The following is a 23,251-nucleotide window of genomic DNA, read 5'->3' on the forward strand; positions in this document are numbered from 1 at the left end:
AACGTCCTTTCTATGCACTGCGCCCTGCCTGGAGCAGGATATCGACCAGACGCGGCGCAACTGATTGAGTGGAATACGATTGAATGACCGTCGCGCGACCCGCCATGCCCATGCGCTCCCGCAGGTCTGGATCGTCGAGCAATCGCGTCAATGCGCAGCGCCACGCAGTCGGGTGGTCTGCCAGCATCCCGTTCACATTGTGGGTAATCAACCGGCGCGCCACGCCGACCGGTGAACAGACCGCCGGGACGCCGACCGCCAGGTACTGCACAGCTTTGACGCCGCTCTTGCCCTGCGTCCACTCATCATTCGGCAACGGCATCACGCCAATGTCCAGGTCGTGGAGATGCTGCACTTCGGTCTGCATACTCCATGTGCGGTTGACTACCTGCACATGTGCGCTGCTGTACGCCATCGAACTGATCACGTGCAGTTCGATGGGATACTGCTGCGCCAGTTCGGCAAAGACCGTCTCCAATGAGCGGAGGTAGGGAAAACCATTCGGCGTGCCGATCCAGCCGATGACCAGTCGATCCGTCGTGCGAGGTGCGCGGTAATCCTTCGGCGGATAGCGGGTGATGTCAACCCCGCTGTTCACCACCGAAACGCGCGGATTCAGGCGGCGCATATACCCTGCCAGATGGTCGTTCCAGACGATCACGTGCGTGGCGCCGCGCACGATGCGTTCGATCTTGCCGCGACAGAGGAGGCGCACCAGGGGAAATGGATGCTGTCGATAGTACGCATATGTGGCATCATCGAACAGCACAACAAGTTTCGCACCACGCCGCCGCAGCCATTCCTCGAAGCCATACGGCACATACGGGAACAGTTCCTTTTCGAGCACGACCAGGTCGTAGCGGTGTGAATCGATCAGCGCTCGCAACCGCAGCAGAACGCGGCGTGCATAGTACAGGCTGTGACGCGCAATTTCCCCGATCCCTGTCGGACGATCAAGCACGCCAAAATCGAAGTAGCGGTCGTCGAACAGGGGCGCGACCGTGCAGGTCATGCCGGCCTGTGCATACGCTGGCAGATACTGATGCACCATGTAGCGACTGCTGCCGCCTCTCTGACTGTAGCGTGTGAGAAAGAGCACCTTCATCGCTTCCTCTGGCATTACTGCATACCGATCGCCAACCTGCACACATAAGCCGTTACGCGCCAGTACTGCACGGCGTAGTCCCACTGTCGCCGCTGACCTGCCAGCATGGCGCGCACGGTCGTCAGGCATGCGCGCAACAGGATCGCCGGCGCAAGCGCAACGCAGAGCGCACCCGTTGTCAGCGCGCCGTAGTGCTTGCGGAAGAAGATCAACAGACTGGCGTACCGTTGCGTGATTCGCGCATCCAGGTTCTGGAGCGAACTCTGACCGCCGTAGTGCGTGATCTGCGGCGTCGGCGTGAAGCGGATCCGCCATCCCGCCCGCCGCACGCGCCAGCACAGATCAACTTCCTCGAAGTACATGAAGAAGCGTTCGTCGAGCGGACCGGCGCTCTGCCAGGCTTCACGGCGCACCAGCAGGCAGGCGCCGGACGGTTGATCGACGTCGCGCGCGTCATCGTGCCCCCAGTACGTCATCTTGAACCGCGCCAGCCACTGGTTCTGCGGCGCAAGGCGACTGATACCCCAACTCTCCAGCGCAATGTTCAGCAGCGTCGGGAAATGACTGCACGACGGCTGAAGGCTGCCATCGGCGTTCAGCAGCCGCGGACCGAGGATGCCGGTGTCGGGCATCTGATCCATCAGCGCCACCATGTCGTCCAGCGCGCCCGATGGCAGCCAGGTGTCCGGGTTCAGCAGGAGAAAGTAACGCCCCTGCGCCTGGGCGAACCCCAGGTTGTTGGCGCGCGCAAACCCCACGTTCTCCGGCAGGGCGATCAGGCGCACATGCGGGAATGTCGTGCGCACCATCTCGACGCTGCCATCCGTCGAAGCGTTATCGACCACGATGATTTCGCAGGCGAGGGAACGCGCCGCTTCCGGCAGCGACGCAAGACAGGCGTGCAGAAGGTCGCGGGTGTTCCAGTTGACGATTACAATGCTGAGGTCGCACATACCGGTTCGCCTCGCAGACGGTAAAAGATACGCTCTTCGGTCAGCGCCACGCAATTGATGTCGAACAATTCCTGGACGATGGCCCGTCCCCTGCGTCCCATCGCGCGTCGCGCAGCAGCAGGCAGGGTCAGGGTATGCAGCAACGCATCCGCCAGCGCTCCCGGATCACGCGGCGGAATCAGGTAGCCGGTTTCACCGTCGCGCACCACGTCGGGCAACCCGCCGACGGCGCTGGCAACCACCGGTCGCTCCATCAGCAACGGTTCGACCGCGCCGCCGACATTCTCCGAGAGCGATGGCACGGCCGCCACATCACTCGCCGCAAGGATCGCCGGAATATCGGTGCGTTTTCCGGTAAAGATGACATGGCGATCAACACCATGATCGTGCGCCAGTTGCTTCAAACGCGCCTCATATGCGCCTCGTGCAGCGCCTTCCGGTTCCGCGCCGACGATCAGGAAGCGTGTCTCCGGCAGACGCGCCACTACGTCGCGCGCCGCCCGGATCAGCACCTCGTGCCCCTTGATGCCATAGTGCGGGTCGAAGCGCCGAATGGGAGGAATCAGATGCGCGACCAGCGTCACAACCGGCGCTGTGGAAGGGATGCCGAACTCGTGACGGATGCCTCCCCCATCCAGCGATGGATCAAACCGTTCGAGCGGAAAACCGTAGTAACTCAACATCACCGGCGTGCGCATAAGCGGCACCCGCCGATAGTAGCGCACCAGCGCGCGGCTCGACGCCAGGATCGCGCTGTCCATCCAGGCGGTGCTGTACTCTGCGATGCGATAATAGGGCAGTTCCAGATCCCACAGGCTCGGCGGCTTGAACAGGCGCACCGGCACGCCTGCCAGCCGCGCCGCCAGCCGCGCCCACAGGCTGATCGGCAGCGCATAGGACACCACTACATCCGGGCGCTGCCGCCGAAACAGGCGGTAGAGCGCGTTGACGGCGCCTGCTATGGAACCGGTTTCTGTCAGGCGGAGTGGCGCCTTCCAGCCATGCACCTCCATGCCAGCCTGCCGTGCCAGGCGTTCCATCGGCGAATCGGTCGGGCATGCCATCGAGACCCGGTGACCGCGACGCGCCAGAAATTGTGGCGTATGCAACGCCCATGCGTGGGCGCCATAGCCGGTGACATACAGAATGGTCAGCGGCGCGCCCATCGCAGACCTCTCATTGCAGGAGCACTCAACAGTTCCTCGTACAGGTGCATGGTTTGCCCGACGGTTTTGTTCAGGTCGAACAACTCCTGGACAATTGCCCGTCCCCTGCGCCCCATCGCGCGCCGCGCAGTGGCAGGCAGGGTCAGGGTATGCAGCAGCGCACCCGCCAGCGCCTGTGGGTCGCGTGGCGGAACCAGGCAGCCGGTTTCACCGTTGCGCACCACGTCGGGCAACCCACCGACGGCGCTGGCAACCACCGGTCGCTCCATCAGCAACGGTTCGACCGCGCCGCCGACATTCTCCGAAAGCGATGGCACGGCCGCCACGTCGCTCGCCGCCAGGATCGCCGGAATATCGGTGCGTTTCCCGGCAAATAGCACCGTCTGCTGGAGATCCAGGTCGGCAACCATCCGGTACAACTTCTGTTTGTAATTCTCCGCCTCACCCGGCGCCAGCGCATCGCCGACGATCAGGAAGCGCACATCGGGCAGTGACGCGCGCATGTGCGCTGCCGCCTCGATCAGGATTTCGTGCCCTTTCAGCCCGATCCCGTCGAAGACATTCAGCCCGCGCAACGAACGCTCCTTCATGGGAGAGTACATATAGGCAATCATCGTCACCAGCGGCGCATCTGGTGCAATGCCGAACTCGCGCCGGATCGGAGCGCCGTCAAGCGTTGGATCGAACGGGTCGAACGGAAAGCCGTAGTAGATCAGGCGGATCCGTCCGCGCATCACGCCGCATGCCTCATAGATGCGCCGGGTTGCGGTGCTGGCTGCGATAATTGCACTGTCGAGCGGCGCCAGCGCCATCTCGATCCGCCGCGACACAGGAATTTCGAGCGGCAACGGACCAGGCCACTGGGTCAGGCGCACCGGAACACCCGCCACACGCGCTGCCAGACGCCCCCACACATTGGTCGGCGCCAGGTGGTTGTGCACGACATCGATCCGCTCACGGCGCAACCAGGACGCCACACGCGCGATATACGCCGCAGCGCTGCGCGCATGCCGGATGCGGCGCGGAAACGGTTCGATCCGCGTCGGTATGCCGGCTGCACGCGCCCGTTCCGGCAGCGGACCTTCTTCCGGGCAGATGAGGAAGACATTGTGCCCGGCGTCGCGCAGCAGGCAGAGTGGATGGAACGCCCATCCACCGGCAAAGGCGCTTCCAACGATATGGACGATTCGTAATGACCGGGACATTCACTGCTCACTTTCCTGCCTGACCAGGCATGCCAGGATCAGCACAAATACGAACGAAAGAACAGGATCGAACAGCGGTTCGCCAAACAACGATGCTATCACGACCGCCAGCACTGCTGCCTGCACCAACCGCGCCAGATGAACCTGACGGGCAATGAGTGCGCGTGTGCGTTGCCACGCAGCGAGAAAAACGCTCACGCTCAATACGCCACCGCCGAAGCCAAGCATTGCAAATGCGCTCAGAATATAGTTGTGAGCGTATGCGAGGTCATACACTGCCTGCCCGGCGGCTGCCGGCGCCTGACCGGTGCGCACCAGGTAGTCGCTGAACTTCCCCCAACCAATGCCCGTCAGCGGCGCCGAGAGAAAAGCGTTGATCGCAGCAATCCACAACTCGATGCGCGCTTCCGCCGATGGATCGAACCCGCGTATCGGCGACCAGGTCATTTCAAGGCGCGCCCACACTGCTTCAGGCAAGCCGAACAGCACGAAAGCGCCTATTGCACCGATGGCGAGCCACAGGGCAGAGGAGCGTCCCCGGTACAGCAGCAGCGTGGCAGCGATCAACGCCATATATGAAGAGCGACTGAACGAGAACAGGATGGCAGCCAGTACCACGGCGAGCAATGGCGCCTTGATCGCCCAACCTCCTCTGGTGCGCCATCCGATCAGGAGTATCCATCCGATGACCCACAATAGTCCGAGCGAGTTCTTCAGGCTCCCGATAATGGTGTAGGTATCGATCCAGGCATCGCGCCCCTGAAGCCCTTCGGTCAGCGTGCGCGAATTGAGCAGAAACGCGGCAGCCGTGATGATTGCGCCGGTTGTGATCCCGGCGAGCAGCACGTGTGCCTGTTTCCCTGTGATCCGTGGTGCCGCCATCCCGAACCAGAGATAGGGGAGCATCCCAATGGTGGCAACAATGAAGCGGCGCAGACTTAATCCTTCGCTGAAAAGCTCGCGCTCAGCCAGCACAACGATCACGCCCCAGGCGATAACGAGAATCGCCAGTCGCCAGTCCCAGCGCTTCGCTTCCGGTTGATGGACGATCTGATGCGCTGCGTGGATGAATGCCACGCCGTAGAGCGCCAGGATCGCCTGGCTGAAGAGCGCACTGCGCATATCGATCAGGTACAGGAGTGGCGCCGCAGCGCCGAGCACGAAGAGAGCACTGCTGTCGCTGCGCAACACCAGGAACACCCATACCGCGACGCTCAGCAACAACAGCAGCAGCACTGGCTGTGTCGCTGCCAGCACCCCGACCAGTGGTGCGACAGTCAATCCGATCAGCAACGCCGATCCTGTCCGGATAGTTTCAGGCGCGACGAGCGCGGATAACCTGTTCATAGAGAGCATGAATCTTTCGTTCACTCTTCGCCCAATCCGTTGCCTGAAACACCAGTGATGCGCGCCAGTTCAGCCCACTGGCACGACAAAAGCGGGCTATGATGAACAGCGACGTCACTGCGCGCGCGATACCGGTCGCCACTGCTGCGCCGACTGCACCGGCGAAGGGCACAAGTGCCAGTGAACCGGCGATCACAACGCCGCACCCGATCCAGGCGGCGGTTGCTGGCGTTTCCGGTTGTTCAGAGGCATTGAAATAGATCGACAGGATCATGCCAGGTGTGCCAAGCGCAGCGCCAATGCAGAGCAGCAGCGCCACCGGTGCAGCCGGACGGAATGCCTCACCAAATCCAACCGGCACGACCAGAAACGCACCACCTCCGATCATTAGCGCCAGCGCCAGCGCCCCGGCAAAGGCGTAGCGCGCTGTGGCAGCGACGCGCACAGCGATCAATGCAGGATGCTGTCCTGCCAGACGCGGCAGCAGGATGTTGGTCAGCGTGTTGGGCATCATCAACGCCACATCCGCAAAAACGACCGCTATCGAGTAGATGCCAGCCTGCGCGATAGGCGCGAAGCTCCCCAACACGAGCAGACTGCTGCGCAGAAACAACAATCCGGCGAGGTTGCCGCGGAACGATTGCAATGCGTAGCGCATAAACGCCGGAAGCTCCGGTGCGCGACATTCGGCGGCGCCAGCGCGCTGCACAGCAGCAACGAACATCATCAGCGTCGTAAGTTGTATACCGATCACAACCGCCGTGATCGCTTCAAATGTCTCAATATGCAGCAAAAAACATACTGTAAGCGCAAAGGTATAGAGAATCGCTGAAGCAACATTGACGTTGTTTATTGACCGGATATGGTTTAATCCAGCCAGAATAGCATTGAATATCGACGTAAGAATAAAAATCGGCGCTAACAGTGCAATTGCCAGGATGATCTTCAGATCTGCCGATGCCAGGGGCATGAATGCAATTGCTGCACCGACCGGCGCTCCTGCGAGGATGACGAGACCGACAGCATAGATCAGACCGGTGCGCATCAGCCACAGCGCATGGCTCGCGGCGCGCGCGACAAAGTAGATCGCGGCGCTATCCGAGCCGAAGAGCGCCACCCCGCCGATCAGCGCCGACCAGGCGAGCGCGGTTGCAAGCAGACCTTTGCTTTCAGGACCGAGCAGGCGCGCCTGCAGAATTGCCGCGATCACCAGGCATCCCAGTGCGATCAGACGCATGGCGTAGGTCTCAGTCACGAGACGCGCAACTCCTGGTTGTGGTCGGTGCGCCATTGTGCGCTTCTTTCCCCTCACTGATGAGGCGCCCTGCCATTCCGCCGCTCGTCCAGGCCCTGCACCGCAGTCGTGGCGGTCACTGCCGGTTGTGCGTCGGGGTGCGTGGTCATATCCGGCGCGCGCCGGTGAACTGTTGCCTCCACCACGTCCGGTGCGCCATAGAGCGTCTGCCCGCTGCCGCTCATGACCGTATCCAATGTATCGACAACTCCTGGAACGGCATTGCGACGTCGTCGCCGTTTGAACAGCCGGCTCAACACCCCGCGACGACTGCGCTTCCGGTTCTGTCCGTAGTAGTAGTAGTAATGGTCATACCCGCCCTGTTCTTTCGTCACCCGGTTCAGGACGACCCCCTGCGGCTCGACGCCCGCCTGAAGCAACTGATCACAGGCGCGGCGCAACTGACTGGTGCGCGTGGCTCCAGCCAGCACCACCAGCAGCGTGGCATCGCAGATATGCGCCAGCGGTATCGCATCCGCCACGGCAAGAATGGGAGGGCTGTCGAACACCACGACATCCGCCATGCGTTTGAGTTCATCGATCAGGTCGAGCATCTTCTTCGAACTGACCATCACCGCCGGATCGGAGGGAACTGGACCACTCGGCAGCACCAGCAGATTCTCCAGACCGGTGGCGATCATGTGGTTGTAGAGGCTATCCGACGGATCGCGCACCAGCGCCGTCGTCACGCCGCGCAGATTGGCGTGGCGGAAAAAGCGGTGCAATGATGGACGCCGCAGGTCGGTATCCACCAGGATGACGCGCTTACCGGAGCGCGCAATCGCCAGCGCCAGGTTCGCCGCAGTCGTGCTCTTCCCTTCCCCAGGACTGCTGCTGGTCACGAGCAGCGTATGCAGCGGCTTCTCAAATCTGGCGATCTCCAGTTTGACGCGCAACATCTGGTACGCCTCGGCGACCTGCGAGAACGGATCCCTCAGCATCACCAGTTTGTCTGACGGCTCCGCGCCGTCAATCCGCCCGATGGCTGCCAGCATGCCAACGTGAGTAGCGGCAGTCACGTCTTCGGCGGAACTGACCCGATCACTGAGATATTCAATCAGCAGCGCCAATCCAACCGCCAGCAACAGACCGGCGACAGCCGCCATGGCAGTGTTCGTCACGATCCGTGGGCGCACGGGGGTAGTCACGGGAACGGCGGTTTCCACCACATTGACGCTGTTGGTCAACTGCGCTTCGGCAAGCCGTACCTCTTCCAGGCTACGCAGCACGGTGGCATAACTGCTGCGATACTGCACCAGCGCCTCCTCCAGGCGCGCCCGGCGCGTTGGGTCGTCGATACCGCGCAGGACGGCGATTTCCGCCTGCGTTGCATCGATATCCGCCTGAAGTTTGGCGATCTCGTTCATCAGGCTGCGTTTCGACTCGGCGAACCGTTCGGACTGCAACTCACGGTTTTGCTCACTGAAGACGGCGACGATCCGGTTGGCAATATCAGCCGCCCGCTGCGGATCAATGTCTTCGACGGTCACGACGATCAGTTGCGTGTCGCGGATCGGGCGCACGCGAACACGCTCGGCAAGCAACGATGGGGCAATCGAGAGGTTCAGTTCGCGCACAACATCTTCAAGCACCGGACGTTTCACCAGCAATTCAGCGTAGGTGCGCGCCAGACGCTCTGCGGTCAGCACTGCCTGATAGTCGGGTGACGAACTGCCAGCCGGCGCCTGATTGATCAGCAGGGTGGTCGAAGCTTCATAGATCGGTGTCATCTGGCGACTGACCAGGTATGCTGCGCCGCCAGCGATCAGCGTCATCAACAGCATGAGCCAGAGCCAGCGCCAGAAGAGAGTCAGGTAACGTTGCAGGGTCATACAATGCTCACTTTTCACACAACTGGCGGAAGGTCTCCGCTCGCTTCGACTGTAGCATCACCGGCGCGCAACAGCGTCTGCCTGTTGGGCAATCGCGCCTATGCCGGGTGGCATATCTTGCCGGGCGGCGTTCCTGTGTCGCACGACAGGAGGAAGCGACGTGCGGGGCGAGGACCCTGACACAATGCCTTCAATGGTCAACGATATTTCGGAGAAAACATCGGTCGCGCCGGATCGGAGACTGCCAGTCGCTGCAGGGCGCGGGTGGCGAACCCCGCATCGAACAACACTTCTCCGGCGAGGATGCGTTGCAGCGCGCCGACAAGATCGTGGGGGGCGGCAGCAGCGGGCAGATAGCCGGTCACTCCGATCCGCAGCGCTTCGAGAAGGCAGGGGGGATCGTCAATATCCGAAATAATGACGACAGCGATGCCGGGGAGAACGCGAAGCGCCTGACGAGCGACGGTCAGCCCGCTCAAGCGCCGGAGCGGAATGTCGAGCAGCGCCAGGTCGAAGCGTCGATGCCGCACATAGTCGAGCGCAACACGCCCATCGTCAGTCTCGGCGACCAGCACAGTCTGGGGGAAGCATTCCAGCAACGAACGGAACAGTGCGCGCCTTTCGGCTGCTGCCGCGGCAAGCGTGCGCACGCGACCTGGCGTCGGCACTCCTGAGCAATCCATAGGCGGTTCCTTGCAACTCGCTCGATCTTCAGCGCTGAGTTCATCGTAGCGAAGCAACTGCCAGGGCGCGTCTGCCGGTTGGCTATTTGTCGCCTATGCCGTGCGGCGGAGTTATGTGATGAAGGCAGATGGACGAGGGCATTATTCCCCTCGTCCATCCGCCTGTTATTTCAGGGAGTTCCAGATATTCTGTCACCCTCCTGCAGGGCTCAGCGTCTTGCGATGGGGCGCCAGAACGATGGCACGTTCCTTATCTTACTATTAGCGGCAAAAATACCCGATAGCCTTTCTGGTAGGTTTCGCCACTGGTGTACGGCAGCCCGCTCAGAGCATTGCCCGCCAGGTCGGTGATCGTGGCGGCAGTCGGAATGTCCAGTCGCAGCGTGCCGTCGCCGGTTCCGGTGCTCACCGTGACGGTGTAGATAGCGCCCGACCCGCTCACCCCGGTGACGCTCGCGCCGCTGATGCCGGTGACCGTGAGGGCGAAGTCGGCGACGCCCACGCCGGTGACCGCTTCGGTGAAGGTCACGATAAAGTTCACGCTTGCCGCACTGGTCGGGTTCGGGTCGGCGCGAGTGATCGACGCGACGCCGGGCGCGGTCGTGTCGTAGGTGCGACTGAACGAAGCGGCAGTGTTGCCGTTGCCCGCTGCATCGACGGCGACGTTCGCGGCAATCGTGGCGGTGACCAGTCCGTTGGCGGCGGGGGTCAGGTCGAAGGTGTAGGATGCGCCGCCGCCCGCAAAGTTGCTCACCGAACCGTTGCTCACGGCGATGTCGCCTGCGGTGAAGCCGGTCACCGGCTCGCTGAAGGTGACCGTGACCGGAATGGGCGCGCTGTTGGTCGGATTGGGCGCGCTTGAGGTCATCGTGACACCGGGCGCGGTTTTGTCCACGGTGTAAACCTGGCCGCCGGTAAACGGCAGCCCGCTCAGGGCGTTGCCCGCCAGGTCGGTGATCGTGGCGGTGTTCGGAATGTCCAGCCGCAGCGTGCCGTCGCCGGTTCCGGTGCTCACCGTGACGGTGTAGACGGCGCCCGACCCGCTCACCCCGGTGACGCTCGCGCCGCTGACGCCGCCGGTAAGCGTGAGGGCGAAGTCGGCGACGCCCACGCCGGTGACCGCTTCGGTGAAGGTGACGACAAAGGTCACGCTCGCCGCATTAGTCGGGTTCGGGTCGGCGCGGGTGATAGAGACCACCGTGGGAGGAGTATTGTCATATTCATACGCACCCATATCCACCGTTCCGTTCTGAATGCGGGGCTTGCCCTCCAGGTCGGTCGTGACGCCCGTGGGAACGGCAGCGTTGTTTCCGGTATCGATGGAGGGTGAGCCAGATTGCAGGCGCAGGTTGTCGTCGAGGGTGCCCACGATGTTGTCGGGACCGTCGGCGTCCACAAAGAACGGATCGGCATTGATGTTGGTTGTGCCGGAGTAGCCGCCCTGAATGTTGCTGTAGGTGACGTCAGGAGTGCTGGAGCTATTGATGATACTGCCTCCGACGCTGTTCCAGATAATAACGTTGGTCAGAGTCGGGTTGCTGCCGTTAAAATTGGCCATCCCGCCGCCGGAGCTGGCAGTATTGCCGCTGAAGGTGACATTGATCAGGTTCGGGTTGCTGCCGTTAAAATTGGCCATCCCGCCGCCGCTGACTGTTACGGCATTGCCGCTGAAAATGACGTTCGTCAGGATCGGGCTGCTGTTCTCATTGAACATCCCGCCGCCAGCCTGTGCAGCATTGCCGCTGAAGATGACATTGGTCAGGGTGGGACTGCTATCAAAAAAGTTGTACATCCCGCCGCCAGACTGCGCAGTATTACTGCTGAAGGTGACGTTGGTCAGGGTGGGACTACTGTTGTCGTAGTTGAACATCCCGCCGCCGCTGCTGCCCATCCCTGACGCAGTATTGCCGCTGAAGGTGACATTGGTCAGGACCGGGTTGCTGTTACTGTTAAACATCCCGCCGCCAGCCTGTGCAGCATTGCCGCTGAAAGTGACATTGGTCAGGGTGGGACTGCTATAAAAGTTGTACATGCCGCCGCCAGACTGCGCAGTATTACTGCTGAAGGTGACATTGGTCAGGGTCGGGTTGCTGCTGTTCTCGTTATACATCCCGCCACCGAGGTCAGCAGAATTACCGCTGAAGGTGACATTGGTCAGGGTCGGGTTGCTGCTGTTAAAATTGGCCATCCCGCCGCCGCTGTTGGCAGCATTGCCGCTGAAGATCAGATTGCGCAGCGTCGGGCTGCTGTTGTTGTTATACATCCCGCCGCCAGCGTCGTCGGGGGGGGAAGGACTGTTGGCATTCCCGGCAGTGATGGTGAAGCCGTCCAGTACAGCGGTGTTGTTCGTCCCGCCGCCGGTGACGACATGATAGGCGTTGACGCCTGCGATATTCGCCGTACTGGTCACCACGCCATTGGCGTCAGTGATGTCGTCCTGGTTGATATCGCCGCTGAGGACGGTGACGTTGGTCTGCCAGTCGCGCTGGGCGAGCGATGTCTCCGTTCCGGCGAAGCCGCCGTAGACCGCCACGCCGTTCTTCAGGGTGAAGGTGTCGGTCTGGCTCGAGCCGGGACGATGCACGCCTTGCCGGACCCATATCTGGTTGCCGCTTGTGGCGTTCGTCAACGCCGTTTGCAGGGTGCAGGCGTTCGCCCACGAGGAACAGTCAGCGCTGCCGGTCGCAGTCGGCGCGGCGTAGAGCACGCTGGAGGCGCTGACAGGTCGGGGCGCTGGCAGAACGGCGGTCATGATCAGGAAGACCCCAAGAACGAAGAGCGTGGCAGGCGATTTGAGTGATGCGGACATGCGCTTCCTCCTGAGTGTAGGTTGCTGACGTTCCGATTGCTGATGACAACGGCGTAGATGCGTCGAATGCCCCGAACCGGCAAGCCGTCAGTGTCGTCAGTGCCAACCTGATCCTTTCCGCCCTTCGAGCACGGCCGGATGCTTTTTGGTGACGACAGGCGTTCCTGCTCACTCCTTTCTCGTAACTGACCACTATCGTTTACTGCCTTTTAGCATATCATATCATTTTCGGTTATTTTTCGGTTAACTTGTCATAATAACGCTTGAATTTCTCATTTGTATAACAGATTGTAGTGTTGCACTGCCAATGGCATGCAACGCTCTACCGCGTCGCTATGATATCAAATCTGGTATGATAGTATGCATGGCACGCTACCCAAAGATCACGCTGGCGCCGCACTTGAGCGCAGAAGAGCTGAAGGAGCGCTACCGCGCCTGCGACAACCCGAAAGAAGCTCGCCGTTGGCACGCGCTGTGGCTCTTCAGCGCGGGCAAGTCGATCGGCGAGGCGTCCGAGCTCGTCGGCTTCCATCGCAACTGGGTGCGGACCTTTCTTAAGCGCTACAACGAGCAGGGGCCGGACGCAGTCGCTGACCAGCACCAGCTCCATCCTGGTGGTCGGGAACCCTATCTCACCCCGGAGCAGCAGCAGGAGCTGGAACAGGCGATTGCCAGGCCAGCCCCCGATGGCGGCCTCTGGACCGGCCCAAACGTGTCCGCCTGGATTGCCGAGCGCACTGGTCGCCGCATCTACCCGCAACTCGGCTGGGCCTACCTGCAGAAGCTGGGCTTCGTGCGGCGCGAGCCTCGCCCCCAACATCAGGACGTCGCTTCGGCAGCGGAGCAGGCAGCATGGAAAAAAAATTGAGCGCGGCAGTGGCGGCGGTGCAAGCCGCGCAGCCGACGGCCACGGTTGAAGTCTGGCGCCAGGACGAAGGTCGCATTGGGCTCAAGCCGATGGTGCGGCGGGTGTGGGTCAAGCGGGGCAGCCGCCCTCGTGCCGTCAATCACCATCGCTACGAGTGGTGGTACGCCTACAGCTTTGTCCATCCGGTCAGCGGTCGTAATTGGCGGCTCATCCTGCCCACGGTTCGAACCGATGTGATGAGCCTAGCCCTGCGGGAGTTTGCACAGGCGCATGGCGTGGGCGCAGAGAAGCAGGTGGTGCTGGTGCTGGATGGCGCGGGATGGCATACCAGTGGCAAGCTGGACGTGCCGGAGGGGCTTCACCTCTTCCTGCTCCCTGCTCACACCCCGGAATTACAGCCGGCAGAGCGGCTCTGGCCGTTGCTGCACGAGTCCGTGGTCAATCGCCCGTTTGATGACCTGGCCACGTTGCAGACCGTACTCGTGGCGCGCTGCGCGCACCTGACAACTCAGCAGACTACCGTCAAGGGTCTGACCAACTACCACTGGTGGCCCCAGCAGTGATGCACACTATCTTACCAGATTTGATATGACAGGGCGGGAGCAGTGGGAGGGGAGGGCGCTTGTCGCAGTGCTCACAGAGGTTGATGTTGGACAGGGCTGAACACCCCATGGATGACCGCAATGAACGTCGCGCTTCGCACGCGGCGACCGAAATGACGGTTGTTGAACAATTTCTCCGCTCTGGTCTGCACAGGCAGGCTTCGCCCCACCTGTCCGAAGGCTCGTGGTTGTTGGGCAATTCCAGCAGTTCTCGAAGAGGTTGAACCTGTCGGACAAGGTTGAACATTCCTCGCGTGGGCTGATGGTCTTTGAATAAATAATCCGGTATAGCCCGCGCAGGCGGGCTTCGCCCTGGCTAGCCGGGGGCTTTAGCCCGACGGCAAGGGGCGAATACTGGTTTATATTCTTAATTTCATTAGCTCCACAGCAAGAGGCGCGTACCGGATTATAGCAGTTCTCACAAAGGTTGAACCTGGCAGACGAGGGCGAACACTCCTCGGACGACTGCAATCACCATCGAGCGCCCTACGCAGCGACCGCCATGCATAGCGATCGGTAAGAGAAGACACCCGACATCGTCCGTCGTCGGGCGGGACTCCGCGCGCGCGGGCTCAAGATGAACAGCCGGTACAGCGTCCGCGCGCGCTGCGGCGGGACCCCGCGCGTGCGGGCTAATGGTCTTTGAATAAATAATCCGGTAGAGCCCGCGCAGGCGGGCTTTGCCTTAGATAGCCGAGGGCTTCAGCCCCACGGCTAGTTCGGTATAGCGGATTAAATGCTCAATCTCCATAAGCCCTCCCTGAGCGCATGGAAGCCCCTGCGGGGCTGGCGTTTCGGTTATCCTTGCCATATGCCGGAGAGACCTGGGTTGATCCAGCCCGTAGGGCTTGCCCGACATCCGAGACTTTCACGACAACGAAACCAACCCCAACTCCAGCGCGCGCACCGCTGCCTGCGTGCGATCCGAAACGCCCAGTTTGGCGATGATGTGCTCCACGTGAACTTTAACCGTCCCCGGACTGATGATCAGTTCACGCGCAATCTCGCGGTTGGTTTTGCCCTGCATCAACAACTTGAGCACCTGCTGCTCACGCGCCGTCAGCGGCTCGACCGGCGGCTCATCATCGGGTGTGGCGCTTGCCAGACGCCGCAGCGTCTGCATAACCAGATCGGGGTTCAGGAACGCGTCGCCGCGCAGCACCTGCCGCACTGCGCCGATGATCTCGCGCCGACTCGCGTCCTTCAGCAGGTACCCGGCGACGCCAGCGCGCAGCGCGTCCATTAACGCATCGGGTTTTGCCTGCACCGTCACCATAATCACCCGAATGGCGGGGCACAATGCCTTGATCCGCCGCGTCGCCTCGATCCCGTCCATCCCAGGCATCTGCAGATCCATCATCACCAGGTCTACCGGATGGCGCGACACAAAATCAAGTGCGGCGGCGCCGTCGCCCGCCTCACCGATAACTTCGATGCCCGGTTCGCGCATCAGCACTGCCGCAATCCCGGCGCGCGCCAGTTCGTGATCGTCTACTATCAGCACGCGCACAGGCGAAGACGTGACTGGAGCAATCGGGTTGATCGTCACGACGCTCCTCCTCTATCTCTGCTGTTCTGGCAGCGCGCCATGTTCGGGGTGGGCGCTCCGGCGCTGATCCTGTCGATTGGCGTGCGCGACTTGCCGTTTTCCCGCAGCGCGATTTTCAGAGATGTCGCGTCACCCGAATCCGGCAGTTGAACGTCCAGCGGTATCGTTATGACAATCGTTGTGCCGGCGCCGGGACGACTCTGGATATTGATCGTGCCTCCCAGCAGCGCCACGCGCTCCCGCATCCCTGCCAGACCGAAGCGCGCCGCCGGAGTCTGCTGCGGGTCGAAACCACACCCATTGTCGGCGATCATGAGGCGCACCTGTGCGCCGTCGCGCTCCAGGGTGAGCCGCACGCGACAACGTCCCGCGTGGCGGCGCACGTTCTGCAACGCCTCCTGCGTCATCCGAAAGAGCGCCAGTTCGATATCCGTCGGCACGAAACCGATGTCGGACATGTGCAGCGTCACCTGCCACCCGTCACGGCTCAACGCCGTCGCTTCGCCACGGATAGCCTCTGCCAGGCAGCGCCCATCGAGCGGCGCTGGCGGCGATCCGGTAATGACCCGACGAACCTCATCGGCGGCGCGGCGGGTCAACTCAATGGCGCGCGCGAACGCTTCGCGCGACTCCGGCGAACGCGGACGGTAGATGTCGCTCAGGGATTGGAGATGCAGGTATGCAGCAGTAATGTGCTGCGCCACACCATCGTGCAGTTCACGGGCGATCTGGCGCTGCCCGGCGCGCCGCGCCTCAGCAAGCATGCTGCGCAGGAGACGAATCTCTTCCTCACGCTCGGCGAGCAGTGCCAACAACCGCTCACGTTCCAGACGCTGCTGTTCGGGAGAAAGGCGCGTCGCCGACGGACGCACGCGATCAAGGGGAAGCGAAATAGGCTGTGAGTGTTCCAGGATGAAGTGTGTCATAGTTGTGCTGCATTGTCGTGCTCGAATAAACTACGCTTCTATCATAATGCCACGATGCAGCACCGATGATTGCGAAATGGTTGCTAAAAGTCGTCAAAAACTGATTGTTTATGAGGGTATATAGTAAGTTTTGCGTTTACTATGCATATTCGTAGAACTGTCATCAAGTTGCAAGAATAATAGGGTCGCAACAGAATATCGCTATTAACCCGGATGTTTTATGCTGTAAGAGTCCATATCTTTCCTATTTCTTGCATTTCAGCGCACGACGAGCGGCAGTAACAATTGATACACAATGGTACGTTCGATGGTTACCGTGTCATCGGCGAGATCGTACAGATTGGCATCGCCCTGCACGATTTCGACCGACATAGTGATTGTTGCAACGCCAGGATTGGGTTGCACCTTCACGGCGAACTGTGCCTCGCCTGAGTCGCCGGGCGCAAGCGGACGAGCCACGCTCAAGGCGCACAGAGCGCCAGCCGGCGCGCCGTCGGCGCACGTCCAGCCGGGTGCGCTTCCTGTTGAAGAAAACGTTGTTCCCTGGGGCGCAACGATGCGCAGCGTCGCTCCGGGTGCAGTGATCTGACCGTTGTTCGTGTAACGCAGCCGATACGCGAATGACGTACCGGCTATCGCCTGCGGCGCCGCTTCGACGGTCACACGCAACCGCGGTGCACCCGTGTTGGTCAGGTTGAACACTGCTGGCGTCGCCGCACCGGCGACGGCAGCCGTCACCTGATAACCGCCCGCCACATCATTGGCAACTGCCGTCACGCTGGCTTTTCCTTCGGCGTTGGTCGTCGCGGTCGTCCCAGCGGGAAACGTCGCACCTGCTCCAGATGAGGGTGCGCTGAACGTCACGGTTGCACCTGGCGCCGGATTGCCGTAGATATCGGTAATGGTCACTTCCAGCGGCGCGGAAAAGGCGGTGTTCACCGGGGCGCTTTGGGTCGCGCCGCCGGTCGCCGCAATCATATTCGGCGCGCCTGCCAGATTGGTCAGTGTAAAGACGGCTGGCGTCGTGGTGGCGGGGGAGGTCGTTGCTGTCACCTGATACGTTCCGGCGACCGTATTGGCTGCCACAACCACGCTGGCGCGTCCATTCGCATCGGTCAGGGCAGTGTTGCCGCCGGGAAACAGTGCGCTTGCACCCGAAACCGGCGCGCTGAAGGTGACGAGCACTCCTTCGACCGGGCTGCCATTCTCGCCAACGACAACGACCTCCAGCGGCGCGGCGAAGGCGCTGCCGACAGTTGCCTGTTGTCGATTGCCACTGCCAGGATCGATGCGCGGCAGATCGACGCGCGTCAGCGTCACGCTGGTGGTTATGCCGCCGGTCGTGACATAGCGGAGCAGGAATTGAAGCCCGTCCACTGTCAATACGCTGCCGTCCGGCAGGTTGGCGAATGTCCCCAGGATGGCGCCAGTTCCGCCAATGCGCTCAATCAGCGTAAACATGTCGCCTGGGGCGGGCGTATACCCTGCACCAAGACGCACGATCAATGTAGCGTTGTTGAGCTGCACGTGACGATTGGGAATAGGCGAGACGCCGTCCTGGTCGAATCGCAGCGTATCATAACCATTGCTGACTGCGCCCTGAACAGGTCCATTGAGATCGAATTCCATCGTCACATTCGACTGGAGGACCAACCCGCCGATGGTAAGGAGCGCGCCTGTGCCGCTGCTAACGCTGCCGAACGTTTCACCGATCCCCAGTGTGCCTCCTGCGGCGCTGGCGTTGTACACAATCTCCGCCGATCTCCCTGTGCCGTAGACATCGAACCGACCGGCGCCCGCCTCACTGCGGATGAATCCGCCGGGGTTGTTGTTGCCGCTCAGGTAAAGGACAAGCGATCCGGGTCCGATCAGACGCAGCGAGCGACCAAAGGCATTGTCGATAGTTCGGGCGAGGGTGAGGCGCGTACCGACGGTTGGAGTGATAATGAGGTTGTTGGGAATCAGCACCGGCGCGGCAATGGTATGCGTGCCACTGGCGACATTGATCTGGCGCGTGGTCAGAGTGCGCCCGACTGCGCTGACGACGGCATACGGCTGCGCGCTGTCGAACGTTATCTGGCGGGTTGCAATGTTGGTATTCCGAATGGTGACGGTTGCCGGACCGGTGTTGACAGCGCCAAAGGTTGCGTCGTCGTTCGTATTGTTGGGAAAAGGACCTGGATTCCAGTTCGAATTGACATCCCAGTCACCATCGCCGGATAGAAACCAGGCGCCGCTTGCAGCATAGACTGGTCGGATGGCGCTCATTGCAAGCATCCCGATGAGCATCAGCGCCATCAATGCACGCCAGGGCGCAATAATGTTGTGCATCACGGCACACCTTCCTTCATGCACATGTTTCCAGGTGCACAGCAGCCGATATGGAAAGATGGCACGCCATCGCTACAGGCGGTGCATCTCGTAACAGTGTTCCACACACGCGGTGGGTCAGAATGGATCGACCGTTCTGTTTCGCTTTCAGTATCCGTCAGCGTATAACCAAAACGTAACCAGAAGTGCTATCGCCTATCGTGCGAGTCTCTCGAAGATCATCAGGCGATACGCGACGATCCCGTGCGCCAGGCACTCTTGCAGCGCCAGGCTGCCGGAGAGGCTCTGGAAGAAGGGGTGAGTTCGCCCTGCCAGGCGCACGAGGTCGCGCGCCGCGCCTGCCAGCAACCGAGGAAGGCGGTGCAGTCGCAGCGCACCGGTCAGGTCGCGGGTTGTACGGAGCGCGAATCCGGCGCGGCGCGCCGCAGCAATGGTCTCGTCGAGCGGTTGCACTCCGGGGACGCGCCACCCTTCCCGGAATGCTGCCAGCCAGCGTTCCTCCACTTCCGACGCAGGCGGGCGCGCAACAACATCGTCGCAGATGATCAGGCGCCCGCCGGGAACGAGTGCTGTGTGCGCCTGTTCCAGGACGCGCTGTGGATCGTGCGAGTGGGCGAACGCCTCGATAGCGACCGCAATGTGAAAGCATGGCGCGCATGGGAGGTCATGGAAATCAGCGCTGATCACTGCCGCGCGCGCGCGCGGCAGAATCCGCCGCGCAATCCGCGCCTGCGTCATACTCAGGGTCACGCCTGCCATCCGCGCCTCCGGCAGCGCGCGCGCGCAGTATGCCAGCGTTCCGCCCAGACCGCATCCAAGGTCGATCAGGTGCAATTGCACGGGAGGCGACGCTTCCAGAAATGCCTGCACTTCCTCCAGCACCAGCGCGTTCACCCGCTGCAATGCAGCATCGAATGTCGTCACCGATGCGTCCCAGAGCGCGCGATGCACAGCATACGACCGGTTGCCCAGCCCTGCGGCGCGAAACAGGCGCGTGTTCTGTTCGTAATAGCGCCGGACTGCGCGGATCGACGCTTCGGAGGGTGAAAGTGACTGCATCGATGTGTGCTCTCTTCAAGTGACGCGGCGATCAGCAACTTCCTTTTTTCCGATGTCCACGGTTCTGCCGGGTTCAGCAGGCGGATCGGCGTTCATTGGCGCGCCCGGCATGTCAACCTGCCGGATCAGCGTTTCAACGGTGGCAATGTCCCGCTTCAGATCAGCTTCCATTGTGCGCAGGAGGCGCAGGATGCTATGGTGGCGATGGCGGACGACGAAGAGCGTCGGACGCACAGGGGGGCGCTGGCGTGTCGCCCATCGCCACCAACCGTATGCGCCGCCGATCACCGTGCCGCTCCCGCCGATCAGGATCGCAACCCACGGCATTCCTGCGAACCATGCTGTCGCTGCAAACCCGATACCTGCGAGAACCAGCGCCCCGCGCACTTGCCGCCAGGCAGGAAGTATGCGACCAGGCAGGAATGGATTGTATCTGAGGCGTTGCATACGGTACAATGATCATCGTCGTTGAACCAGGAGCACGCTGATGATACCAGACACGCACCCTGCCGACAACCTGTTGCGTCCGTTCGATGGGAATGTTCCCGGTATAAGCGTACTACTGCTGGTCGATGGCAATGCCGTCTATGCCCGCTCGCTGGGAATGGCGGACCTGGAGCGCAGTGCGGCAGTCACCATTGCCACAAACTTTCGCCTGGCATCGTTGACGAAGCAGTTCACGGCGGTTGCTATCCTGCGGTTGGCAGCGCATGGCGCGCTCACGCTCGATATGCCGATAGCATCCTTTTTTGAGCGCCCGCCTGCATTCTGGCGTCAGATCAGCATCCATCATCTGCTGACCCATACATCCGGGCTGGTTGATTATGAGGAACTGATTGAACCGGATGTCGCCACACAACTGTGTGACCGTGATGTTCTCGACCTGGTGCAACGTGTCGAACGCAGCTATGCGGCGCCAGGCGCCGCCTTTCGCTACAGTAACACCGGCTACTGCCTGCTCGCTCTGATCATTGAACGGGTCGCTGCCCAACCCTTTGCGGCGTTTCTGCAGGAGCAGGTATTCACACCGGCTGGCATGCACTTCTCCGCCGTCTATCAGGGAGAAGGAAGCGTCATTCCCCGGCGCGCCTGGGGCTATTCGCTGCATGACGGAGTCTTCGTGCGCACCGACCAGAATCAGACGAGCGCCACCCAGGGCGATGGCGGCGTCTACAGTTCGATCATCGATCTCGAACGCTGGGATGCGGCGCTTGCCAGCGACACGCTTCTTCCTGAAACATGGCGTACCGCCATGTTCACGCCCCATGTCGCCACGCCTTCCGGTGATCACTACGGCTACGGCTGGTTTCTGACGAACATCCGCAGTGAACGCGCCGCCTGTCATACCGGCGAGACGATTGGCTTTCGCACCGCCATGGTGCGCCTGCTCGACCGCCGCTGCACGGCGATCGTTCTGGCGAATCGCAGCGAGGCGGAACCGCTGCCCATCGCGTGGGCGCTGGTAGAGGCTGCTCAGTAAGATAACATATGTGGAGACCACGATGGCGCAGACAACTCCGGCGACTGATCCAGGTTACCTGCTTGAGAGACTGGTGCGTGAACAGCGGATTAAGCTGGAAATAACCGGCGGCGTACCAACCTGGCGTCTGCTTCCCGGTGTGCGGCATCAGAAGGTCATTGATCGCATTCGTGCGATGATCGTTCCGGTTGCCGGGCGGGCGGAAGCATGCAGATGTTATCATCTCGCGGACGTTTCGCTGATCTTCCCCGACGGGTCGTATCGCCGCCCCGATATTGCCATCTTCTGCATCGAACCGCCCAACATCGATGAAGCGTGGGAATGCGTGCCTGAAGCGGTGATCGAGATCGTCAGTCCTGGCTATACAGAACAAGATCTGAGCATCAATCCGCCCTGGTATCTGTCGCAAGGCGTTAAAGACGTCCTGATCGTCGAGCCGCGCGAGCGCTGGGTGCGCCACTTCAGTCACGGTCGCTCGCCTGTCACCCATCCGTGGCACTATACTGCTGAGTTGCACTGCGGTTGTCAGGTGACCATCTGAGTGCGTCTCAGCGCGCCGGTTCCGCAATCGTGATCAGGCGATGACTCATATCGATCACTTCGCGCCCAACGATTACTTTATCACCAATGCACGAAATGAGGGTGAGGCGTTCGCTCCCCTGCGGCAGCATCCATTCCACTTCCGTCGGGCGCACCCAGACCTGGCGCGTTACCACATAATCGAAGGCGGTTCCGTTCGAGTCGTACACCGTCAGGCGTGCGCCGGTGCGCAGGTCTTTCAGCCGGGCGAAGGGAGCGGGGATGCGCGGCGCGTAGCTGAAACGCAGCACGTGTCCCCACAGCACCACATTCTCACCCTGACCAGGCAAGGCGCTGCGGTTATACCAGCCCACATCGTGATCCGGCACAACGGGCATCCCCTGCGCATCCAGTCCAACCGGGACAATCCGGGCGTCCATCCCGATCTCGCGGGCGACGATGCGCGCTGGCGCTGATCGCACCGCAGTTGTCGCTTCAGGCGCACGCGCCACCGGACCATACTCGCGTCCGAGCAATCCAAGTAGCACGTTTGCGGGCGGGGGATTGTCGGGATGCACCTCGAATCGTCCACGTTCGAACCACTGCACCAGGTAGGTCTTTCCATCGGCGAACGTCTCCAGGCGCGCTTCGGTCAACGGCACGCCGAAGAGCGCCAGACTCTCCGCCTCGCTCACGCCAGGTTGACTGTCGAGTTGCAGACCGGCGGAGCGCCATGCCGCCAGAATCGGTCCACAGGCGCTGATGCCGGTCTGCGGGAAGAGGCGACACTCACCCGACGTGGCGACATTGACCGGCGTTCCGCCGCGATCGCCGCGCGCCAGCAGTTCCGCGCCGAGTCGCCCCAGCTGCACATCGTAGGGTCGCTGATTCGTCGGATGCAGTTCGAGCCGGGCGCGTTCGAACCACTGCACCTGAAGCGAGCGCCCTTCAATGGTTTCACTTTGCAGCGGTGTGATCGGATACCCGAAGACGCGCAGCCCGCCGTTCTGTTCCCAGAACTCGCGGATGCGACCACTGATGCAGTACCCCGTCTCAGCGAAGCAACGCTCGCCGCGCTGTGCAAACGCACCATGCGGCGCCGCCAGCCACACGCAGATTGCTGTGGCGATCAGGAAGCGTGAAAGTGTTGCGGGCATACCTTTTGTTTCCTGTCATACGTCCACCGCAAAAAGGGTGTGTCACCGCAGAGGCGCAGTGTTCGCAGAGGAAATCCATTGTCTGGCTCAGACGTGTGCTTCACTACGCATCGAACCACGTTTCGTTTTTGGCGTTCTCTGCGCGCTCAGCGTCTCAGCGGTGCGTTTTTGCGGCGAAGTCTGTCATACGTCCACAGGCATATCGACGTTACGATCTGCACCTGCGTTGGGGCAATCTCCCGTCAGTCGGAAAGATCACTCTGTCTCAATCATACCCCAGAATCTGGCGGGCGAACAGCGTTGAGCGCGCGGAGTTCACCTCATGAATGGGCAGATCTGACCGGTTGACGTTTCCCGTGCGGTGTG

General features: G+C 61.5%; 19 protein-coding genes. 4 read left to right on the top strand and 15 right to left on the bottom strand.

Features of this window, described 5'->3' with window-relative positions:
- Positions 1-10: 10 nt before the first annotated feature.
- From ROSERS_RS21995 to ROSERS_RS24495, 9 genes are all read right to left on the bottom strand, one after another.
- The gene (locus tag ROSERS_RS21995) at positions 11-1,189 is read right to left on the bottom strand and encodes a glycosyltransferase family 4 protein (protein ID WP_232282709.1); all 1,179 of its coding nucleotides are present in this window, start codon (positions 1,187-1,189) and stop codon (positions 11-13) included.
- Positions 1,120-2,058, bottom strand: a complete 939-nt coding sequence (locus ROSERS_RS22000) for a glycosyltransferase family 2 protein (protein WP_011958945.1) — start codon at positions 2,056-2,058, stop codon at positions 1,120-1,122. The genes ROSERS_RS21995 and ROSERS_RS22000 overlap by 70 nt, the downstream gene beginning before the upstream one ends.
- Positions 2,037-3,224 carry a glycosyltransferase gene (locus ROSERS_RS22005; protein ID WP_011958946.1) on the bottom strand — a complete coding sequence of 396 codons (1,188 nt, stop codon included), beginning with the start codon at positions 3,222-3,224 and terminating at the stop codon, positions 2,037-2,039. The genes ROSERS_RS22000 and ROSERS_RS22005 overlap by 22 nt, the downstream gene beginning before the upstream one ends.
- Positions 3,209-4,429 (bottom strand): glycosyltransferase, encoded by a 1,221-nt coding sequence (locus ROSERS_RS22010; protein WP_011958947.1) that lies wholly within the window; start codon positions 4,427-4,429, stop codon positions 3,209-3,211. The genes ROSERS_RS22005 and ROSERS_RS22010 overlap by 16 nt, the downstream gene beginning before the upstream one ends.
- Positions 4,430-5,776, bottom strand: a complete 1,347-nt coding sequence (locus ROSERS_RS22015) for an O-antigen ligase family protein (protein WP_011958948.1) — start codon at positions 5,774-5,776, stop codon at positions 4,430-4,432. It lies immediately after the preceding gene.
- Positions 5,745-7,067, bottom strand: a complete 1,323-nt coding sequence (locus tag ROSERS_RS22020; protein WP_011958949.1) for a polysaccharide biosynthesis C-terminal domain-containing protein — start codon at positions 7,065-7,067, stop codon at positions 5,745-5,747. Before ROSERS_RS22020 ends, ROSERS_RS22015 begins: the two co-directional genes overlap by 32 nt.
- A 17-nt stretch (positions 7,068-7,084) precedes the next feature.
- A complete protein-coding gene (locus ROSERS_RS22025) occupies positions 7,085-8,902 on the bottom strand; it encodes a polysaccharide biosynthesis tyrosine autokinase (RefSeq protein ID WP_011958950.1) in 1,818 nt (605 codons plus the stop codon).
- A 197-nt stretch (positions 8,903-9,099) separates the two neighbouring features.
- Positions 9,100-9,585 carry a response regulator gene (locus tag ROSERS_RS22030; RefSeq protein WP_011958951.1) on the bottom strand — a complete coding sequence of 162 codons (486 nt, stop codon included), beginning with the start codon at positions 9,583-9,585 and terminating at the stop codon, positions 9,100-9,102.
- A 250-nt stretch (positions 9,586-9,835) separates the two neighbouring features.
- The gene (locus ROSERS_RS24495) at positions 9,836-12,394 is read right to left on the bottom strand and encodes a beta strand repeat-containing protein (RefSeq protein ID WP_011958952.1); all 2,559 of its coding nucleotides are present in this window, start codon (positions 12,392-12,394) and stop codon (positions 9,836-9,838) included.
- Positions 12,395-12,758: 364 nt separating this feature from the next.
- Here ROSERS_RS24495 and ROSERS_RS22040 point away from each other — a divergent pair, with 364 nt between their 5' ends.
- Positions 12,759-13,262 carry a helix-turn-helix domain-containing protein gene (locus tag ROSERS_RS22040; RefSeq protein WP_041334316.1) on the top strand — a complete coding sequence of 168 codons (504 nt, stop codon included), beginning with the start codon at positions 12,759-12,761 and terminating at the stop codon, positions 13,260-13,262.
- Positions 13,247-13,825, top strand: coding sequence for an IS630 family transposase (locus ROSERS_RS22045; protein ID WP_041334319.1), 579 nt, complete (start codon positions 13,247-13,249; stop codon positions 13,823-13,825). The genes ROSERS_RS22040 and ROSERS_RS22045 overlap by 16 nt, the downstream gene beginning before the upstream one ends.
- A gap of 907 nt (positions 13,826-14,732) precedes the next feature.
- Here ROSERS_RS22045 and ROSERS_RS22050 read toward each other — a convergent pair.
- The 5 genes from ROSERS_RS22050 to ROSERS_RS22070 all read right to left on the bottom strand — a co-directional run bounded on the left by ROSERS_RS22050 (position 14,733) and on the right by ROSERS_RS22070 (position 20,176).
- Positions 14,733-15,413 (bottom strand): response regulator, encoded by a 681-nt coding sequence (locus ROSERS_RS22050; RefSeq protein ID WP_011958953.1) that lies wholly within the window; start codon positions 15,411-15,413, stop codon positions 14,733-14,735.
- Entirely contained in the window at positions 15,410-16,339 is a 930-nt protein-coding gene (locus ROSERS_RS22055) for a sensor histidine kinase (protein ID WP_011958954.1), read from the bottom strand. Before ROSERS_RS22055 ends, ROSERS_RS22050 begins: the two co-directional genes overlap by 4 nt.
- 258 nt (positions 16,340-16,597) lie before the next feature.
- Positions 16,598-18,670, bottom strand: coding sequence for an Ig-like domain-containing protein (locus ROSERS_RS22060; RefSeq protein ID WP_011958955.1), 2,073 nt, complete (start codon positions 18,668-18,670; stop codon positions 16,598-16,600).
- A 195-nt stretch (positions 18,671-18,865) separates the two neighbouring features.
- Complete coding sequence (locus tag ROSERS_RS22065) at positions 18,866-19,729, bottom strand: SAM-dependent methyltransferase (protein ID WP_011958956.1); 864 nt, start codon at positions 19,727-19,729, stop codon at positions 18,866-18,868.
- A 15-nt stretch (positions 19,730-19,744) separates the two neighbouring features.
- A complete protein-coding gene (locus ROSERS_RS22070) occupies positions 19,745-20,176 on the bottom strand; it encodes a hypothetical protein (protein WP_041334323.1) in 432 nt (143 codons plus the stop codon).
- Positions 20,177-20,216: 40 nt separating this feature from the next.
- Here ROSERS_RS22070 and ROSERS_RS22075 point away from each other — a divergent pair, with 40 nt between their 5' ends.
- Complete coding sequence (locus ROSERS_RS22075; protein ID WP_011958958.1) at positions 20,217-21,209, top strand: serine hydrolase domain-containing protein; 993 nt, start codon at positions 20,217-20,219, stop codon at positions 21,207-21,209.
- A gap of 22 nt (positions 21,210-21,231) precedes the next feature.
- Complete coding sequence (locus tag ROSERS_RS22080) at positions 21,232-21,750, top strand: Uma2 family endonuclease (RefSeq protein WP_011958959.1); 519 nt, start codon at positions 21,232-21,234, stop codon at positions 21,748-21,750.
- 7 nt (positions 21,751-21,757) lie between these two features.
- On the opposite strand, the gene ROSERS_RS22085 is transcribed toward ROSERS_RS22080, so the two are convergent.
- Complete coding sequence (locus ROSERS_RS22085; protein WP_011958960.1) at positions 21,758-22,885, bottom strand: class F sortase; 1,128 nt, start codon at positions 22,883-22,885, stop codon at positions 21,758-21,760.
- Positions 22,886-23,251 lie beyond the last annotated feature (366 nt).

It is taken from the genome of Roseiflexus sp. RS-1 (assembly GCF_000016665.1).
In the GTDB taxonomy this organism is placed as follows: Bacteria; Chloroflexota; Chloroflexia; order Chloroflexales; family Roseiflexaceae; genus Roseiflexus.

Excerpts from the sequence above, each read along its gene's own strand:
- ROSERS_RS22020 (WP_011958949.1), bottom strand. The coding sequence starts at position 7,067 with ATGGCGCACCGACCACAACCAGGAGTTGCGCGTCTCGTGACTGAGACC.
- ROSERS_RS24495 (WP_011958952.1), bottom strand. The coding sequence starts at position 12,394 with ATGTCCGCATCACTCAAATCGCCTGCCACGCTCTTCGTTCTTGGGGTC.
- ROSERS_RS22070 (WP_041334323.1), bottom strand. The coding sequence starts at position 20,176 with ATGCAACGCCTCAGATACAATCCATTCCTGCCTGGTCGCATACTTCCT.
- ROSERS_RS22045 (WP_041334319.1), top strand. The coding sequence starts at position 13,247 with ATGGAAAAAAAATTGAGCGCGGCAGTGGCGGCGGTGCAAGCCGCGCAG.
- ROSERS_RS22010 (WP_011958947.1), bottom strand. The coding sequence starts at position 4,429 with ATGTCCCGGTCATTACGAATCGTCCATATCGTTGGAAGCGCCTTTGCC.
- ROSERS_RS22015 (WP_011958948.1), bottom strand. The coding sequence starts at position 5,776 with ATGAACAGGTTATCCGCGCTCGTCGCGCCTGAAACTATCCGGACAGGA.
- ROSERS_RS22025 (WP_011958950.1), bottom strand. The coding sequence starts at position 8,902 with ATGACCCTGCAACGTTACCTGACTCTCTTCTGGCGCTGGCTCTGGCTC.
- ROSERS_RS22060 (WP_011958955.1), bottom strand. The coding sequence starts at position 18,670 with ATGCACAACATTATTGCGCCCTGGCGTGCATTGATGGCGCTGATGCTC.
- ROSERS_RS22080 (WP_011958959.1), top strand. The coding sequence starts at position 21,232 with ATGGCGCAGACAACTCCGGCGACTGATCCAGGTTACCTGCTTGAGAGA.
- ROSERS_RS22000 (WP_011958945.1), bottom strand. The coding sequence starts at position 2,058 with ATGTGCGACCTCAGCATTGTAATCGTCAACTGGAACACCCGCGACCTT.
- ROSERS_RS22005 (WP_011958946.1), bottom strand. The coding sequence starts at position 3,224 with ATGGGCGCGCCGCTGACCATTCTGTATGTCACCGGCTATGGCGCCCAC.
- ROSERS_RS22040 (WP_041334316.1), top strand. The coding sequence starts at position 12,759 with ATGGCACGCTACCCAAAGATCACGCTGGCGCCGCACTTGAGCGCAGAA.
- ROSERS_RS22030 (WP_011958951.1), bottom strand. The coding sequence starts at position 9,585 with ATGGATTGCTCAGGAGTGCCGACGCCAGGTCGCGTGCGCACGCTTGCC.
- ROSERS_RS22065 (WP_011958956.1), bottom strand. The coding sequence starts at position 19,729 with ATGCAGTCACTTTCACCCTCCGAAGCGTCGATCCGCGCAGTCCGGCGC.
- ROSERS_RS22075 (WP_011958958.1), top strand. The coding sequence starts at position 20,217 with ATGATACCAGACACGCACCCTGCCGACAACCTGTTGCGTCCGTTCGAT.
- ROSERS_RS22085 (WP_011958960.1), bottom strand. The coding sequence starts at position 22,885 with ATGCCCGCAACACTTTCACGCTTCCTGATCGCCACAGCAATCTGCGTG.
- ROSERS_RS22055 (WP_011958954.1), bottom strand. The coding sequence starts at position 16,339 with ATGACACACTTCATCCTGGAACACTCACAGCCTATTTCGCTTCCCCTT.